The organism is Acetobacteraceae bacterium (assembly GCA_039613835.1).
GTDB lineage: Bacteria > Pseudomonadota > Alphaproteobacteria > Acetobacterales > Acetobacteraceae > Sorlinia.
Map to the genome: position 1 here is coordinate 1,900,242 of CP154827.1, position 16,711 is coordinate 1,916,952.

Annotated in this window: 14 protein-coding genes and 5 pseudogenes; 16 read left to right on the plus strand and 3 right to left on the minus strand. The window is 55.7% G+C overall.

Annotated elements, in window-relative coordinates; all coding sequences use genetic code 11:
• Positions 1–38: 38 nt before the first annotated feature.
• The 8 genes and pseudogenes from AAYR33_10545 (at position 39) to AAYR33_10580 (ending at position 7,788) form a co-directional block, all read left to right on the plus strand.
• Positions 39–1,001, plus strand: coding sequence for a helix-turn-helix domain-containing protein (locus AAYR33_10545; GenBank protein ID XAO71364.1), 963 nt, complete (start codon positions 39–41; stop codon positions 999–1,001).
• Positions 1,001–3,366: pseudogene (locus tag AAYR33_10550) on the plus strand (PAS domain-containing sensor histidine kinase). The gene AAYR33_10545 and the pseudogene AAYR33_10550 overlap by 1 nt, the downstream one beginning before the upstream one ends.
• Before the next feature lie 40 nt (positions 3,367–3,406).
• Positions 3,407–4,810 carry a sigma-54 dependent transcriptional regulator gene (locus tag AAYR33_10555; GenBank protein ID XAO71365.1) on the plus strand — a complete coding sequence of 468 codons (1,404 nt, stop codon included), beginning with the start codon at positions 3,407–3,409 and terminating at the stop codon, positions 4,808–4,810.
• A 97-nt stretch (positions 4,811–4,907) separates the two neighbouring features.
• The gene (gene hfq, locus AAYR33_10560; protein ID XAO71366.1) at positions 4,908–5,186 is read left to right on the plus strand and encodes an RNA chaperone Hfq; all 279 of its coding nucleotides are present in this window, start codon (positions 4,908–4,910) and stop codon (positions 5,184–5,186) included.
• A gap of 13 nt (positions 5,187–5,199) precedes the next feature.
• Positions 5,200–6,503, plus strand: a pseudogene (gene hflX / locus AAYR33_10565) (GTPase HflX).
• Positions 6,496–6,804, plus strand: a complete 309-nt coding sequence (locus tag AAYR33_10570) for a hypothetical protein (protein XAO71367.1) — start codon at positions 6,496–6,498, stop codon at positions 6,802–6,804. The pseudogene hflX and the gene AAYR33_10570 overlap by 8 nt, the downstream one beginning before the upstream one ends.
• A 211-nt stretch (positions 6,805–7,015) precedes the next feature.
• Positions 7,016–7,285, plus strand: a complete 270-nt coding sequence (locus AAYR33_10575) for an inositol monophosphatase family protein (protein XAO71368.1) — start codon at positions 7,016–7,018, stop codon at positions 7,283–7,285.
• 77 nt (positions 7,286–7,362) lie between these two features.
• The gene (locus tag AAYR33_10580) at positions 7,363–7,788 is read left to right on the plus strand and encodes a host attachment protein (GenBank protein ID XAO71369.1); all 426 of its coding nucleotides are present in this window, start codon (positions 7,363–7,365) and stop codon (positions 7,786–7,788) included.
• A gap of 47 nt (positions 7,789–7,835) precedes the next feature.
• Here AAYR33_10580 and AAYR33_10585 read toward each other — a convergent pair.
• Positions 7,836–9,292 (minus strand): annotated as a pseudogene (locus tag AAYR33_10585) (SulP family inorganic anion transporter).
• A gap of 414 nt (positions 9,293–9,706) precedes the next feature.
• Here AAYR33_10585 and AAYR33_10590 point away from each other — a divergent pair.
• The 3 genes and pseudogenes from AAYR33_10590 (at position 9,707) to AAYR33_10600 (ending at position 11,931) form a co-directional block, all read left to right on the plus strand.
• Positions 9,707–9,910, plus strand: coding sequence for a hypothetical protein (locus AAYR33_10590; protein ID XAO71370.1), 204 nt, complete (start codon positions 9,707–9,709; stop codon positions 9,908–9,910).
• Positions 9,907–10,377: a hypothetical protein gene (locus tag AAYR33_10595; protein XAO71371.1), complete on the plus strand. Its 471-nt coding sequence runs from the start codon at positions 9,907–9,909 to the stop codon at positions 10,375–10,377. Before AAYR33_10590 ends, AAYR33_10595 begins: the two co-directional genes overlap by 4 nt.
• A 395-nt stretch (positions 10,378–10,772) precedes the next feature.
• Positions 10,773–11,931: pseudogene (locus AAYR33_10600) on the plus strand (MFS transporter).
• A gap of 171 nt (positions 11,932–12,102) precedes the next feature.
• On the opposite strand, the gene AAYR33_10605 reads toward AAYR33_10600, so the two are convergent.
• Together AAYR33_10605 and AAYR33_10610 are read right to left on the minus strand one after the other, a co-directional pair.
• Positions 12,103–12,789, minus strand: a complete 687-nt coding sequence (locus AAYR33_10605; GenBank protein XAO71372.1) for an ELM1/GtrOC1 family putative glycosyltransferase — start codon at positions 12,787–12,789, stop codon at positions 12,103–12,105.
• Between the two features lie 20 nt (positions 12,790–12,809).
• A complete protein-coding gene (locus tag AAYR33_10610; GenBank protein ID XAO71373.1) occupies positions 12,810–13,007 on the minus strand; it encodes a hypothetical protein in 198 nt (65 codons plus the stop codon).
• 304 nt (positions 13,008–13,311) lie between these two features.
• Here AAYR33_10610 and AAYR33_10615 point away from each other — a divergent pair, with 304 nt between their 5' ends.
• The 5 genes and pseudogenes from AAYR33_10615 (at position 13,312) to AAYR33_10635 (ending at position 15,889) form a co-directional block, all read left to right on the plus strand.
• Complete coding sequence (locus AAYR33_10615) at positions 13,312–14,040, plus strand: thiamine pyrophosphate-binding protein (GenBank protein ID XAO71374.1); 729 nt, start codon at positions 13,312–13,314, stop codon at positions 14,038–14,040.
• A 3-nt stretch (positions 14,041–14,043) separates the two neighbouring features.
• Positions 14,044–14,388 (plus strand): hypothetical protein, encoded by a 345-nt coding sequence (locus AAYR33_10620; protein XAO71375.1) that lies wholly within the window; start codon positions 14,044–14,046, stop codon positions 14,386–14,388.
• A gap of 19 nt (positions 14,389–14,407) precedes the next feature.
• Positions 14,408–14,587: a thiamine pyrophosphate-dependent enzyme gene (locus tag AAYR33_10625; protein XAO71376.1), complete on the plus strand. Its 180-nt coding sequence runs from the start codon at positions 14,408–14,410 to the stop codon at positions 14,585–14,587.
• Between the two features lie 399 nt (positions 14,588–14,986).
• Positions 14,987–15,193, plus strand: a complete 207-nt coding sequence (locus AAYR33_10630; protein ID XAO71377.1) for a hypothetical protein — start codon at positions 14,987–14,989, stop codon at positions 15,191–15,193.
• A gap of 39 nt (positions 15,194–15,232) precedes the next feature.
• Positions 15,233–15,889, plus strand: a pseudogene (locus AAYR33_10635) (TIM barrel protein).
• Positions 15,890–16,711 lie beyond the last annotated feature (822 nt).

Sequence of the window (16,711 nt, forward strand, 5' to 3'; positions counted from 1 at the left end):
CATCCATCTGCGCCATTTCCTGACATGGGCTCACCTTTATGACGCCGTCCGGTGCTTCGCCTGCCGGTTTCGGTGCAGCGCCATTGATGGACCGCGCCACTTATCTTGCGCATCACTGGGTTGGCGCTTCCGAACCGACTGAATTTCTACGTGCATCATTAGAGCGCCTCCTGGACGCCCCTGACCCCGTCCTCATCCATGGGGAGTGCGGCGTCGGACGGACTTTTGTGGCGCGGCTTCTCCATGCCTTTCTGGACCCGGTAAAATCGTGGCGCATCATCAGCCCGGGTGAGGATCTCTCCCGCTGTCTGAATGGTATGGGTGAAGGTGTGCTCTTCCGGGAGATTGAGGCTTTCTCCCTTGATGAGCAGGATGCCATCGCCCACTGGCTTGAAAATCGGCCTCAGGCCAAAGTGCGGATCTTCGCGACATCGGGGCTGACGTCCAATCAGGTGCGGCAGCATGTTTTTATCCATGAAAAGCTTGCCGCCACTTTTCTTCCCTGCCTGGTAGAGGTACCGCCACTTCGCGCCCGGCTTGAAGATATTCCGGCGCTTTGCCAGGCCTGGGAAAAGATCGAGATGCTCTCAGGTCGACGCTTGTCGTCAGATGCCATTGCGTGGTGTCAGGCGCGGCATTGGCCAGGCAATATCCGCCATTTGCGTCACGTTTTAGGCCGCGCGGCGCGCGTCAGCGGGGAGAGGATCTTGACGCGTGAGACGCTGGCAGAATCCGACGATGCGTGCAGCGCCGCCTATGCACGCCCGGCCCAGACCATTGAAGACCTCGTCAAGCGCTACGTGGATATGCTGGTCGGGGATGGGCGCGATGCGGGCAATGTCCATACGCGCATCATTGCGGAGGTTGAGCGTCCGATGATCCGGCGCATTTTAGAGGTCACGGGTAAGAACCAGCTTCGCGCGGCGCAGCTTCTCGGGCTTAATCGCAATACGTTGCGCAAAAAACTCAAATCGCTCGATATCATGCTGGATCAGCTCTGATGGCGGGTTGGTCCCTGGCGCCTTATTTACGGGGTCGATGGCAGAGCCTGCTCTCGCTCGTCACAAGATTGCAGACCGCGTTGATCCTGATCGTCACGTCGATTGTCCTGGTTTCAACGACATTCATCGTGCTGGCGGGGGGGATGTCAATCACGCATCGCCCCGAAATTGAGGGGATGATTTTCCTCCTCGATATTATCGTGCTGGCCTTTCTCACGATGACGATCGTGTCACGCCTGCGCAAAATGCTTTCGGAGCGGAGGACAGGCCTCGCCGGGGCGCGCCTGCATGTGCGGTTGATCGCCCTTTTCGGTGTTGTCTCGGTTGCGCCTGCTGTCGTGATCGGGACAATCGCGGCACTGTTTTTCCATTTCGGGGTGCAGATCTGGTTTTCCAACCGCGTCAATCTGGCCTTGAGCGAAGCACGCGACGTCGCGGCGGGTTATTTGCAGGAGCATAATGAAAATATCCGTACGGAGGCCTTCGCGATGGCGAACCAACTCATCATCGCGGAAAATGACGATATGCTCCGCCACGGTGCCTATGCGCCCCTCAGTAGCGGGGAGACGGGTCATTATGAGATCGATTTCCTGCATAATGCGGCGCAATTAGCATCCATTTTGGATTTCGAGGCGACAGAACGTGGCCTGACGGAGGCTGTTGTCTATGATGCCTTTACCGAAAAGGTCGTGGCGTCGGGGGGCTGGCCGCGTTACAGGGGCGCACCTTTAAATTGCCGCCGAAAGAAACCACGTCCCTCGCGCGCTCCAGCGATGCCGCTATCCTCGACGCACCGGATGAAAAAACGGTGCGTGCCGTGGTGAGTCTGAGTTCAACAACCGGCCTGATGCTGGCCATCACCCGGCCGGTGGATGCCAAGATCCTTGAGCATATGCGGCGCACAAATGCCGTCGTCAGTGAATATCAACGCCTTAATGCCAATCGCTCAGCGATTCAGATCAGTTTTGTGCTGATTTTCGCGCTTTTGAGCCTTCTCGTCCTCACGGTCGGCATGTTGACGGGGCTCGTCCTGGCCAATCAGATCGCGCGGCCACTCGGATTATTGATCATTGCCGCCCGACGGGTCAGCCTCGGTGACCTGTCCGTCCGCGTGCCGGAGGGGAGGCGGTCCCGCGATCCATCGCGGGATGATGAAGTCGGTATTCTTTCCCGCGCGTTTAATCGCATGACCGATCAGGTCTCCGCGCAACGGACGGCCCTCATCGAGGCGAACGAACAGATCAATGAGCGTCGCCGATTTACAGAAAGCGTGCTGGAAGGTGTTTCGGCTGGCGTCATCGGATTGGACGCCCATCAGGTTATCGAATTGCCGAACAAGGCGGCCTCGACCCTTCTTCAGCGCGATATAGACGGTTTTATAGGGCGGCATCTTCAGGAATGTGTGCCGGAATTTAGCGACATCCTCGATGCTGTCCGCGATACACCGGGACAGGTGCGCCACGTTGAAATCCAGATTGACATGCAGGGGGGTGAGGAAGTGCTCGGTGTCGGGGCGCGCGGCAGGACGCTTCTCGTCCGCGTCGCGCGGGAGCAGAAAGGCGCGGATGTTGCGGGTTATGTCGTGACGTTTGATGACATCACGGCCCTGCAATCTGCTGAGCGTAAAGCGGCCTGGGCGGATGTGGCCCGCCAGATCGCGCATGAAATCAAAAACCCCCTGACGCCCATCCAGCTTTCCGCAGAGCGCCTGAAACGGCGTTTCATGAAAGAGATTTCCTCTGACATGGAGACATTCGGGCTTTGCGTCGATACAATCGTGCGTCATGTCGGCGATATCGGACGCATGGTGGATGAATTCTCGGCCTTCGCGCGTATGCCGGCGCCAGAGTTGAAAGAGGCGGATCTGGGACGCCTCCTGCGGGAAGCGATTGTCTTGCAGAAAAACGCGCATCCGGAGATCGTCTTTGAAACATCCGGACTGACGGCAAAAGGGCCGATGGTGACGTGTGACCGTCGGCTGATTGGCCAGGCACTAACAAATCTGCTGCAAAATGCTGCCGATGCCATCACCATGTCATCGCAGGATCGTACAGCCGCCGACATGGGTGAGGAAAGTGCCGATAGCTTGCGGAAAGGCGAGATAAATGTTGCACTTCGGGTCGAGCCCGCGCATGTTGACATCATGATTTCAGACGACGGCACCGGCCTTCCGGAAACGGATCGACACCGTTTGACGGAGCCGTATATTACGCACAAGCCGAAAGGTACCGGCCTCGGCCTCGCGATCGTAAAAAAAATAATGGATGACCATCACGGCACCATTTCTTTAGAAGATCGGGGTGATAAGCAGGGGACAATCGCGATTTTGACCCTCCCCCGTCATAATGTCTTGGGTCAGGGATAAGTGGTGCGTTTGATGCTGAGACCATTGATGGAAAGCACTTATGGAGCATGAAATCCTGATCGTCGATGACGAGCCCGATATTCGGATGCTCATCGACGGAATTCTGCGAGATGAAGGTTATGAAACGCGGGTTGCCGTCAATGCCGACCAGGCCCTTGAGGCTTTCCGCACGCGCCGTCCTTCCCTGATTATTCTTGATATCTGGTTGCAGGGCTCCCGCCTTGATGGCGTGGCTCTGCTTAAAATGATCAAATCGGAAGAGCCGACCCAGCCTGTGGTGATGATTTCCGGCCATGTCTCCATCGAGACCGCCGTCGTCACCCTTCAGCATGGTGCCTACGATTTCATCGAGAAGCCTTTCAACGCAGAGCGACTCGTTGTCGTCACACGCCGCGCGCTTGAAGCCGCAAGGCTGGAGCGGGAAAATGCCGAGTTGCGTTTGCGCGCGGGAAGTGACGCGGCCTTGTTTGGCAGCGGTGCCGCCATCAGCGCCGTGCGTGCGCAGATTGAGCGCGTGGCGCCCACAAATTCACGCGTTCTGATTTCCGGCTCCGCAGGCGCCGGGAAGGAAGTCGCCGCAAGGATGATCCATGAGCGGTCAAAACGTGCGTCCGCGCCCTTTATCGCGCTGAATTGCGCCACGTTGGCGCCAAGCCGGTTTGAGGATGAGCTTTTCGGCGTTGAGGGGCAAAGTGACGGCACGGCGCGACGCACGGGCGTGCTTGAGCGCGCGCATAAGGGGACGCTCCTCCTGGATGAGGTTTCCGACATGCCGTTGGAGACGCAGGGTAAAATCGTGCGCGCCCTGCAGGATCAGGCTTTTGAACGCATTGGCGGTGCCGCGCGCGTGAAAGTCGATGTGCGTGTCCTGGCCTCGACCAATCGTGACCTGTCGGCTGAAATTGCGGCCGGGCGCTTTCGGGAAGATCTTTATTACCGCCTCGCCGTCGTCCCGATCCGAATCCCCAGCCTGCGGGAGCGTCGGGAGGACATACCCGGCCTTGCGCAACATTTCCTGAAACAATATGCCGAAAATTCGGGCCTGCCGCCACGTGAATTATCGGTTGACGCCATGGCAGCCCTCCAAGCATATGAGTGGCCTGGTAACGTCCGGGAACTCCGGAACCTCGTTGAGCATCTTCTGATCATGATGCCCGGCAGCGGCAACGACCTTATCCGAGCCGACATGCTGCCATCAACCGTCAGTCAAGGTGCGCCGTCCATGGCGCGGATGGATTCTGACGCCGATGTCATGGCATTACCGTTACGTGAGGCGCGCGATCTGTTTGAGACGCAGTATCTTCACGTTCAGCTGATGCGGTTCGGGGGGAATATCAGCCGGACGGCCAGTTTCGTCGGCATGGAAAGGAGCGCGCTGCATCGCAAACTGAAACAACTCGGCGTGTCACATGACGACCGCAACCACCCAACAAATCAAGGGTAAATTTCTTTTCGGCATGGAGCCGAACCCCATCATATGCGTTTCGATTGCGAAAGCCCTGGCGACAGGGTTGCAACTCATCTAACAAATAGGCACGAACTTGGTCAAAGCAACAAAATCCTCCGCCTCCCCTCGACACGAAGGTGAGTCCGTTCAAGACATTTTTTTGCAATCGGTGGTCAAGACGAGAGCCAAATTGACGATCTTCCTGGTCAATGGTGTCAAGCTTTCCGGTCAGATCACGCAATATGATACGCACACGATTATCCTGATGCGTGATGATCAATCACAATTGGTCTATAAACACGCTGTCAGTACGATTTTGCCCGGTGCTCCGCTTCCGATTTTCTCTCAGGACGATGACATCGACGATATTTGAGGGTTAATGCGTTTTGGGTTTAATTGAAACGGCGCCACCTGCCAGACGCGCAGCGGTCATTTTCCCCGCTGATAGGACATCTCTCCGCGCTGAGCTTCGCGGGGCGGATGCCCGCCTTGAGGAAGCTGCCGGCCTGACCCGCTCTATCGGTCTCGATATCGTGTTCCAGCAGGTCATCCCGCTTCGGGCAGCGCGGCCCGCGACATTGCTCGGCGCCGGGCAGGTCGAGGCGCTTGCTACAAAAGTGCATGAGGGGGGTTGATGTCGTCGTCGACACGCGGCCTTCCCCCGTGCAGCAGCGCAATCTTGAAAAAGCGCTGAACTGCAAGGTGATTGATCGGACGAGACTGATCCTCGATATATTCGGCGCGCGCGGCGACGCGGGAAGGTGTGCTCCAGGTTGAGCTGGCCCATCTCGCTTATCAGAAATCCCGTCTTGTCAGATTATGGACCCATCTTGAACGCCAGCGCGGCGGGTTCGGCTTTTTGGGCGGGCCGGGTGAAACGCAGATGGAAGCCGACCGCCGTATGTTAAGTGAGCGGATGGTCAAGCTCAAGAAAGAGTTGGATCAGATGCGGTGGACGCGTGGGCTGCATCGCGCGGCCCGCCAGCGAGTGCCTTTCCCGGTCGTGGCCTTTGTGGGTTACACCAATGCTGGCAAGTCGACGCTGTTCAACGCGTTGACAGGGGCCGATGTCCAGGCGGAAGACCAGCTTTTCGCGACGCTCGACCCGACAATGCGTTCGGTCACGCTGCCCTCCGGGCGTCGGATCATCCTTTCTGACACAGTCGGGTTTATCAGTGACCTCCCGACGGAGTTCATTGTCGCCTTCCGCGCGACGCTTGAGGAAGTGGCCGAGGCGGATGTCATTGTGCACGTGCGCAATGTGGCGCATCCCGATAGCGACGCCCAGCGTGAAGATGTCATTCAGGTTCTGAATAATCTGGTGTGGGATGGGGTCTTGGATGAGACATGACCTGAGCGTGTGGTCGAAGTCCTGAACAAATCCCATATTCTCGGCGGCGTCCGGCATGTGGCGCATGTTGGCGGGGCCGTGCCCGTGTCAGCACTGACGCAGGAGGGCTTGCCCGATCTGTTGAGCGCCATCGATGCGCAACTGACAGCGCATTTGCCCGTCATCCACGTCAAACTCAGCATCCAGGATGGTGCCGCCATGGCGTGGCTCTATGAATATGGCGATGTCATTGAAAGAACGGATGAAGAAGCGGTTATTCACCTGACGGTTCACCTCTCCGATAATGACCTCAAACGGTTTGAACGAAGCTTTCCCGAGTATCTCAATCTGATTGCCTGACTCGACGTCACCGGAGGGGGAAGACGCTGGCATGAATGAGGAAACGCCCCTCTCATCCTCATATCTCAAAAAACTCGTCACAGCCTGCATCGGGATTGCGGGAGACGTGTCGCAAGATCTCATCATGCCGGACTTTGGGCGCCTCCGGCCGGATCAGATCCGCGTCAAATCAACGCCGCGTGATTTTGTAACGGAAATTGATGAGCAAGCGGAAGCCTATATTGAAGCGCGCCTTCGTCAACTGGTCCCCCATGCATTGATTGTGGAGGAGGGGGCGGTGGCAAAAATCCCGAACTCGTAAATGAGCTGGCCCATGCATCCCTTGCCTTCACGATTGACCCGATCGACGGCACCGTCAATTACGTTGAGGGGGTCGCGGCATTTGGCGTCATGATTGCCGTCATCTCACATGCGGCGTCGGTTGCTTCTATTATTTTTAATCCGGTCTCCGCGGAAAATTATCCTGGTCCCTGTACGTCGTCAATCTGACGGAGAAAGCTGCTTATATCACTTTGGCTTTCGAGCGTTTATGGGATCTGAGATGTGCATCCATCGAATATATGATGGCCGCCTCGGGACATGTGCATATTTTATATTATCGGAAGGTCATGCCGTGGGATCACTGCCCCGGATATGTCCTCCTGACAGAGGCGGGTGGTTATGGCGCCCTTCACCATGGTGCAGCTTACCGCATCGGGCACAAGGCATCCGGCCTGCTTTATGCGCCGGATCAACATGTGTGGCATGAGGTCACTTCAGCCTTGGGTTTGCACGAAAGGTGACGTGCTTGACTTGAAGGATTTTTCGGCGGTGAATACATCTTGATAAACCAGATAATGGTTTAAACGGGGGTACGAAAATGCCAGTACAAGATCCTGTCTTATACGCCGTATGTGATGGTGAAAAAGCGCGTTTCATGCGCTATGACGGTCATCAGATGCGGACAATCCACCGACTGGACGCGCACCATCACCCTGACGAAGATGGCCTGCTGACCACGTCGATCAAAGAGCCGAAATCCGACCCGAAAGAGCTGACGAAGGAGCGTTTTGCACGCACCATCGCCGCGGAGATTGAGAAAGTCCTCGCGCAGAACGCCGCGCTCAAGGGCCTCGTCCTCGCCGCTTCGCCCCATGTGCTTCACGATTTGCGGGTCATGCTGTCAAAGGCGACGATGAAAAAAATAGTGAAGACGGAGAGCAAGGATCTCACCAATATCCCCGACCACGAAATGTTTTCTCATTTTGACCGCCCGGCAACGGGTTGGCCGCAATTGCCGCGCTAAACATATATTCGGCGCGAGGGATGTTTGCCCTCGCGCCTCTACCCTCTTCAAACGGCCAGGAGAGCCTTGTCAGATTGCTCCGCGATAATGTCATGCTGGCGTGCACGGGGAGGCCCTTAACCTCCACATGAACGCCGCGCGCCTGTAATTTGCTGACAATTTTCTCCAGTTTGGCGACGGCTGTGATGTCCTAGAATGTCCCCCGGTCCACATCAATCACGATCTTCTTCGCGGATGTCTGGAAATCAACCGCGTCGAAAAGCATGTCGGATGACGCGAAGAAGATCTGCCCTGAGATCCTGTAAATCTCTTCATCACCCTCGCGCTCATGCTTGATGCTGAGCATATTCGTCGCCCGCCAGGCAAAGAACACGCCGCTGAGCAGAACGCCCGCGACAACGCCCGCAGCGAGGTCCTGCGTGCTGACGGTCACGAGCACCGTGACGATCATTACCACAGTCGATAATTTGGGATGGCGCAGCAGATCCCGCAGGGATCCCCAGGCAAAGGTGCTGACGGAAACCATAATCATAATCGCTACAAGCGCGGCAAGCGGCACAAGGGCGAACCAGCGATGCAGCACATCCATCAGGAGAAGCAGAAACGCACCGGCTGCGAAAGTTGAGAGGCGTCCACGCCCGCCATAACGCAGGTTACCGACCGGCTGACCCACCATGCCGCACCCGCCAATGCCACCGAAAACCGCGACAAGCATGTTGGAGATCCCGAGCCCCGTGCACTCCATCCGCTGATTACCGTGCGTGTCCGTATGCTCATCCACCACGCCGGCGGTCATGAGTGACTCAAGCAGGCCGACAGCGGCCATGGCCAGCGCATAGGGGAAGATGATTTCAAGCGTCTCAATATTAAACGGAACATGCGGCCATGTCAGTTGCGGGAGCCCGTTTGGCAGGGTACCGAGATCAGCAACCGTGCGGACCGGCATCGGATAAAAAACAGTGATCAGCGTCAGAACGATGATGCAGATCAGGAGAGAGGGAATCATCGTGAATATGTGCGGCACGAGATAGATGATGGCCAGCCCGATCGCGATCAGCGCATACGTATACCAGGTGACATGCAGCATTTGCGGCACCTGCGCTGAAAAAATGAGGATGGCCAGCGCATTGACAAAGCCTGTCCGCACTTCGTCGGAGACAAAGCGCATCACAACATGTAGGCGGAGCAGCCCGAAACATAATTGCATGAATCCGGCCAGCATCGTGGCCGCGAACATATATTGGACTCCGTGATGATGAACCAGCGCGCCGACCACAAAAGCGATGGACCCCGCCGCGCCGGAGATCATCCCTGGCCGACCACCTGTCAGCGCGATCGCGATGCTGATGACGAAGGAGGCGTAAAGCGAAATGGCAGGCGACACGCCTGAAACATAGGAAAAGGCGATGACTTCTGGAATGAGGGCGAACGTGCCAACCATTCCGGCCAGCACCTCATTCAGTGGCGAGAAAGCCAACTGAGCACGGTACTCAGACAGTTTCACGGTAAATCTCCGAAGATGAGAAGGGGTCGTTGTATTCAGGCCCAACGGGGCAATGGCGGGGGCACCATAATGATTTTTGTTTAAAAAGCAAATCTCGCGAGTGTGCGTCTTTACTTACGCCTTCATTAAGTCTGCTGGCGCGCGATGATGCGCGCCACCAAAAAGGTAAATGATCGTCAGGTTTACCGACAGGACGACCGTTATCTCGTTCGTTGTCGTAAAATAGTTCTGATCAAATAAGCGCGAGAAGTCATGACATTTTCACGAACGGATCGATCAGGCAGGCGGGCATGCTCGGGCGACGATCTGTTAAGCTGCCACGCCTTGTCATTCTGATGCTTCAACGAGGATCGCGGTAAAATAGGCTCGGGAGGAACAAGATGAAAAAAACATTTCCCAAATATTATATTTCTAATGCACGTCTTAACTTTCAATCTTTCAGGCGCGGTCTGCTTTGCGCAAAGTGAAACGCGCCTCGATGCCAGCCAGGTTGAAAAATCGAAAAACGCTTTCAAATTTGAAGGGTCAGCTTATCTTACAGACGATGACACACCCATCATGCGGTCCGAGATCAATGAGCCGAATGGCGTCGCCGGGCTCAATGCGGGGGCAACGTGACAGCGCCGGTCACGACATCCGTTTTACAGGTCGGTCAAACCTTGGACGGAACGTTTACGCCCATCCTGGATGCAGATGTTGAAGGCGAAGCGCTCTCCACGGGTTTTGAAGCCTCCGTCCTTGGTGGTAACCTCATTAACTTACCGCATTCTCCCTACAAGCAGATTGCCACGCAGCCGCATAATCTTGTGGTGCACGGCTCCACAACCGGCCCATTCAATCCGGGCTGCGTCCTGTGCCTCTTCATGGAGCCCGTATATGGCCGGAGGGCTGCAATTTCCGCGAAGGAATATCGAGACGGTTATGTTGCTACACATGATGGTGTCATGTTGTACGGGCAACCTGCAAATGCGAATGCACGTTTAATGCTTCCCGTAAAACGATATTCAGCCCACGATGTCACGCTCAGCACGCCCCTGACGGCGACGGAGAGGGTGCAGAGATCCACAAGGGTATGTATATCGTGACCAATTCTGTCCCTGAAGGGACGGTGCAGTTAGCGATCGGGACAAGTTCCACCTTTCCGGCCTTCCGAAATCTGTTCGGCCCCATCGCAGGCGTGAGCGATGATGGACTCAGCATCTCGGTATATGGATGGGCTACCGAAATGACGCGGGCCGACGGAACAGTTCCATCAACGACATCTTTAGACAAAGTATGGGATCCCGGACGTACAACGCCCGTCATTTATATCGGCGCTTCCAATAAAGCGTTCTTCCACAACGCCTTTATGTCGTATGATGGGCAGAACACTCCCGAGACAGGCGCCGGTTCCCTCATCCATGCCTTGGAATGGGCTGAAATCGACGAAAATATCGTCAATGAGCCGAGAGATTATGCGGTCAGCTATCATGGTTTGACCATGACGACCAATGCCGACTCACCCAGAAAACTGACAGATGACCTTCATTCCAATCCGCGCCTTGGACGAGTGGATTGTGTCCTCCCTCATGTTGGGGTGGCGGCAGGCGCGATTGCGGCCGCCTTTATCGCCCAGCGGGCGGGACGCAAAGCGGCGATGCTGGTGGCGGGTTTTCTATTCCTCCTCGGGACGCTGCTTTGCGCTCTGGCCCCGAATGTCAGCATCATGATCGGGGGCGCGTCGTTCTCGGCCTCGGCGTTGGGCTCACCGCCTTTTTCCGCGCCGCTTTATATTGCGGAGATCTCGCTGGAATCGCAGCGCGGCACGATGATCTCTATTTATCAGCTCATCGTCTGCGGCGGAATGCTCCTTGCTTTCCTGTCTGACAGCCTGCCGGCTTATGGCGGGCATTGGCGCTGGATGCTGGGCATCCTGCTTGTCCCGACCGTAATTTTCATTATTGCGATGTTGCAGATCCCTTACTCACCACGCTGGCTGGTCGCCGATGGGCAGAAGCGGAGGGCGCGGGCCGTCTGGGTGTCGCGCTGCAGGCTTTGCAGCAACTGACCGGCATTAATGTCATACTGTATTACGCGCCGCATATTCTCGAAAAAATGGGTTTTTCCACCGCGGCATCCATCTGGTGTACAGTGATTTTCGGGGCGGTCAATCTCACGGGCGTCGGGCTTGTCATTTACTTTATTGACCGCGTGGGTCGCCGTCCCCTTTTAATGATCAGCACCCTGGCGGCCTCCATTATGTTAGCCGGTTTTGGTTTTGTCGCGTATCTGGGTTTACCGGGGATGATTTTCAAAGTGACTGAAATCACCCTTCTCGCCCTTTTTGTCTTTTTTACGCCGTTGGCTCCGGGCCGATGTCGTGGACGCTCTGTGCTGAAATCCAACCTCTAAGAGGCCGCACCGCCGCCGTCGCGGCATCCACTTTTACCAACTGGGTAACAAACTGGCTGATCGCCAATATCTTTCTGTCTGTTATGGCGGTGATTCATGATTACGGCGTTTTCTGGCTACTCGCCGGTTTCAATTTGGTTTTCTTCTTCGTCAAGGTGTTTTTCGTGCCGGAGACGAAAGGTTGCTCCCTCGAAGATATTGAGGAAAATCTAAATAAGGGAAAGCGGCTTCGTGATATCGGCGTTTGAGAACTATCCTTCTCGACCAAGGTGATTATACGAGCCTGTCAACAGACCGCTTCCCTGAGCCTTTCAAATTCCGCTTCCTCAGAATGGGATGGCGTTTGTGCCTGTTGGCCGTCGCGGGTGAGTCGCTGCGCGAGAAGGGTGCGGATCCGTTCTACGCAGATTTCAAGATCGTCATCCGCGGAAGGGGCGGGTATTTTTCCACAAGGCGTTCTTAGCGGTCTCTTCAGTCAGGACGCGCACAATGCCTGCTTGGATCAATAACCGATGCCATCGTGCAAAATCCGCGCCGCCAGCCAAAAGGCCCTTTTTAATTAAATTTCGGCGCCATCGGGGAAAGAGAGCGCAGGATGTGGTCTTGAGAAAGTGGTTGAGCGTTTTCCGCATTGGCAACGGGTAAAGCCAGGTGGGCAAACCGGAACGTATGAGGTCGGCCAGAAGGGACGCGCTGTCCGCCGTAACAATCACGCGCGCACTTTCAACCAGAACATCCCGCACGCGGCGTCGTGCGATTGTGATGCCATCCCGCCGACATTGATCCTGCATGTAAGTGGCGATGTCAGACGGTGTCCGGCAACTGAAAATGACTTGAAGCGCCTCACCGGCGCGATGGGCGGCGATTTTGGCCAGACGCAGCATCTCATCACATTCACGCCGTCCGAGCGCGTGGTGAGTTGTTTTCCCGCTCAGGATCAAAGTCGTTTTACCCTTTTGCGCGGGCTGGGTCTCGGCCCCTAAGCGGTGTTCCGGCTGAAGCGCCGCGCCATTCAGCGGTAATTTGAGGTGCAATACGTTGTCGGCTTCGGGGTAATCATCCTGCGGCATGATAATCACGAGGTCGAGTCTGGATGTCGGGAACAAACGTGGCCGTCCCAATTGTATCAAAAGCGGTTTTTTTCGAAACGTCTATGGAGGGCCAGTCCCGGCTTCAAGGCTTTACCAAATGACAGGATGATGTCGGGCGCGGAAGGGGGCGTGGTCCAAGGGGCAATCACCTTGAATGGCATGGCCAGGGCGCGTGCAAGGGCTTCACATTGCGTTCGTTCACCTTCCCGTTCCGTATCGATGATCGCGATCACGCCGCATACTCCGTGTCATTGAAGAAATTTTTCGTCTCCCCGCCTTTTATAAAACGAAATTTGAATCGGATAGGGTTATTAACAAAGGCGCGTCGCAAAATGACCGGGAAATGTCGCAGGCGCCGGGGAAAACGCGTGCGGAGAAGGGCGAGACGCCGCGTCATGAAAATTCTCCGGAGAAATGGATTGATGCCGAACGTTAAAACGAAGCGGGTCTAAGCCGCATATTATGACGTGCTGAGTGTTTAGAAAAAGTTTTCCATCAATGGGATGGCGCCGGAAGCCCCGACACGCTGACGATAAGATGCATGCCGCGACCGCTTTCGCCAAAGCACGTCGACGCCAGCAAGTAATGGCCTGCACGAGTTCCATTGGTCCGGGTGCGCTCAATATGGTGACCGGTGCTGCGGTGGCGCATGTCAATCGTCTGTCGCTCCTTTTGCTTCCCGGTGATGTCTTCGCCAATCGCATCCCGGACCCGGTCCTACAACAGATTGAGGATTTCGGGAATGGAGTGGTTTCAGCCAATGATGCCTTCATCGCGGTCTCCCGCTATTTTGATCGCCTGACGCGGCCGGAACAACTAATCCCCGCCTTCCATCAAGCGATGCGTGTGCTGACCGACCCCGCTGAATGCGGGCCTGTCACGCTCAGCCTGTGTCAGGATGTTCAGGCCGAGGCTTTTGAATATCCCAACGCGTTTTTCAGGGAGCGCATCCGCCGCCAGGTGCCCGACGCACGTGAGCTTACTGACGCCGTGAAGCTGATCCGTCAGACGCGCAAACCTCTCATTATCGCCGGTGGCGGTGTGCTCTATGCCGAGGCGGAACAGGCGCTGGCGGCGATGAGTCACGCCTATGGCGTCCCCGTCGGGGAAACGCAGGCCGGGAAATCTTCCCTGCCCACCGCGCACGCGCTTAATATGGGCGGGATCGGCGTTAGTGGGGGCACGGCCGCGAATGAAATGGCGCAGGAGGCCGACCTCATCATTGCGGTCGGGACGCGCTTACAGGATTTCACCACCGGGTCCTGAGGGTTGTTCAAAAACCCGGACATGAAAATCATCGCGTTGAACTTGCAGCCTTTCGACGCGGTCAAACATGACGCCCTGCCGGTCATTGCGGATGCAAAAATCGCCGCGGAACAGATCGCGGCAGCGCTGAAAGGCTGGAAAGCGGATGCTGGCTGGACGAAGCGCGCGCAAGCGGCGCGTCAGCGATGGCTTGAAACGGCCGATGCCTACCAGGCCGTCCCGGAAGGAGAGGCGCTGCCAACTGATGCGCAGGTCATCGGTGCGGCGCAACGTGTCGCGAAACCGACCGATACGGTCGTCTGCGCGGCCGGAGGCTACCAGCGGAATTGCAGAAACCTGGCGGCCTGAGCAGCCGGGTGGATACCACATGGAATACGGGTTCTCCTGCATGGGCTATGAGCTTGCCGGCGGGATTGGCGTCAAAATGGCGCGGCCGAAACGGGACGTTATTGTGATGGTGGGGGATGGCTTCTACCTCATGCTGAATTCCGAGATCGCCACGTCCGTCATGTTAGGCCATAACCATGATTATCGTCCTGTTGGATAATCATGGTTATGGCTGCATTAACCGTCTTCAGCAGGCGACGAGGAGTGCGCCTTTCAATAATCTCTGGGTGGACTCATAGCATATGGCGCAGTTCCCACAGATTGACTTTGTGCAACATGCGCGCGGGCTTGGGGCCCTCGCGGAAAAAGTCGCGTCGCTCCCGGCCTTGTCCGAAGCAATTGCGCGCGCAAGGCGGACCGCACAACGGCGATCCTGATCGACACTGACCCGAAACCGAACACGAAAGAGGGCGGCGCATGGTGGGATGTGGCCGTGCCGGAGGTTTCAACGCGCCCGCAGGTTAATAAAGCACGCACCAATTATGAACGTGCACGCAGGGCGCAGCGTATCGGAAACTGAACGCGGCCGTTTTGGGTCTGATAAAGAAGGACGGGCAATATGGCGATCAAAATCGGCACGAACCCTATCATCTGGTCAAATGATGACCTCCGATTCCTCGGGGTTACGACATCGCTTGACACCTGCCTGAGGGAAGCGCGGTTTGCCGGGATTGAAGGCATGGAAATGGGGCATAAATTGCCGACTTCCGCGCCTGAGCTGAAAAAGGTCCTTTCACCGCATAATATGGCGTTCATCTCCGGTTGATGGTCAACCAATCTGCTTGTTCATGATGAGGCGGCGGAAATCGAGGCCATTTCTGCTCATCTTCAATTGCTGAAGGAAATGGGGCGCAAGGTCTGCATCGTCTGTGAGACATCGAATTCCATCCAGCACGGGGCGTTTGACACGCCGCTTTCACAACGCCCCGTGCTGGATGATGCAGGCTGGGCGCTTCTGACCACGCGCATGACGCGGCTGGGGGACTATATTGCCCAGCAAGGGATTGACCTTGTCTATCATCACCATATGGGGACGGTGGTGCAGTCAAGGCAGGATATCGTGCGGTTTATGGATGAGACAGGCCCCTCCGTGAAGCTCTTGCTCGATACAGGCCACGCTTTATAGGGCGGTGCCGACCCCGCCGAACTGGCACGCACCTACCGAACACGCATCAAACACATCCACGCCAAAGACCTCCGCCCCTTTAAACGCGCGCAGGCGGATGTTTGCGAATGGAGCTTCCTCCGCGCCGTCCTCTCCGGCGTCTTTACCGTGCCGGGCGATGGCGGGATCGATTACCGCCGGATCTTCGCGGAATTGCCGGATTATGATGGCTGGGTGGTGATCGAAGCGGAACAGGACCCGCAACGCGCCAACCCGTTGGTTTACGTGCGGATGGGGCGAAATTATTTGGTGGATGCGTTGGGGGAAGGATGGGACAAATGTAACGTCCATGGCTGAGATTAGCGCACTCGACGCGTCTGAAGTTGATCGAAACAACTATACGCTTATCTTACAGGTAGATCATCGCTGTCTTTTAGGCCTATTTTAAAGACAAATTTTTTAAATCAAAGTATTGTGGATTCTCTTTTGAGAGGTTTATAATGTTCGAGACATCGGTGATGGTTACTTGAGGACATTGGGCTTAAATTGCAGTTTCGCGATGAAATCCTTGTTAGACAGCAAGACGACTAGCTTTCGTCAAAGCTCTTAAGTCGTTTATCGTTTAATTAGGGGCAATGACGAACGTTTCAGCCTTCATAAACGTGTGTCATCGGCGTCGAGATTAGAGGGGCTAAGTTGTTCGCCTTTTAGGGATCCTTTAACTGGTTCTTACCTATCGATTATTAATCATCGATATTGGACGTGCAACGAAGACGAACACTTGGATTCTTTGCACGCTTTAATTTTCGTTTTCAACTCAATCATCGAGGAAGTTAGTGGCGATTACCGATTTATATTTCAAACGTAAGAAGCGTGAACGGGGAGAAATATCGGACGTATACTCGTACGACCAACTCTCAAATAGTTTCAAGGTACAAGTAATAAAAATCATTTTGGATGTCGTGGGCGATATCAATTCTCCTTATGGTGAATCGAGTTTCCAGTTCTACAGAGAAATCGATTCGATCTTATCCAGGGAGCTAGGTCGTTTCTCAATAGGTCTTAGCGCTGACAGCCTGCAAGAAGACTTGTTCAACTTTTTTTGAAAGAGACCGACGTAGACTTGTGTCTTAGTTTCGTTGAACTCGTCTTCAGCAATATGCCCTTCGTGAGGCCGAG

What these genes read in the sequence shown, in the direction of transcription:
- AAYR33_10545 (XAO71364.1), top strand. Translation starts at nt 39, where the DNA reads ATGACGCCGTCCGGTGCTTCGCCTGCCGGTTTCGGTGCAGCGCCATTG.
- AAYR33_10555 (XAO71365.1), top strand. Translation starts at nt 3,407, where the DNA reads ATGGAGCATGAAATCCTGATCGTCGATGACGAGCCCGATATTCGGATG.
- AAYR33_10580 (XAO71369.1), top strand. Translation starts at nt 7,363, where the DNA reads ATGCCAGTACAAGATCCTGTCTTATACGCCGTATGTGATGGTGAAAAA.
- AAYR33_10590 (XAO71370.1), top strand. Translation starts at nt 9,707, where the DNA reads ATGCACGTCTTAACTTTCAATCTTTCAGGCGCGGTCTGCTTTGCGCAA.
- AAYR33_10615 (XAO71374.1), top strand. Translation starts at nt 13,312, where the DNA reads ATGCATGCCGCGACCGCTTTCGCCAAAGCACGTCGACGCCAGCAAGTA.
- AAYR33_10625 (XAO71376.1), top strand. Translation starts at nt 14,408, where the DNA reads ATGGAATACGGGTTCTCCTGCATGGGCTATGAGCTTGCCGGCGGGATT.
- AAYR33_10630 (XAO71377.1), top strand. Translation starts at nt 14,987, where the DNA reads ATGGCGATCAAAATCGGCACGAACCCTATCATCTGGTCAAATGATGAC.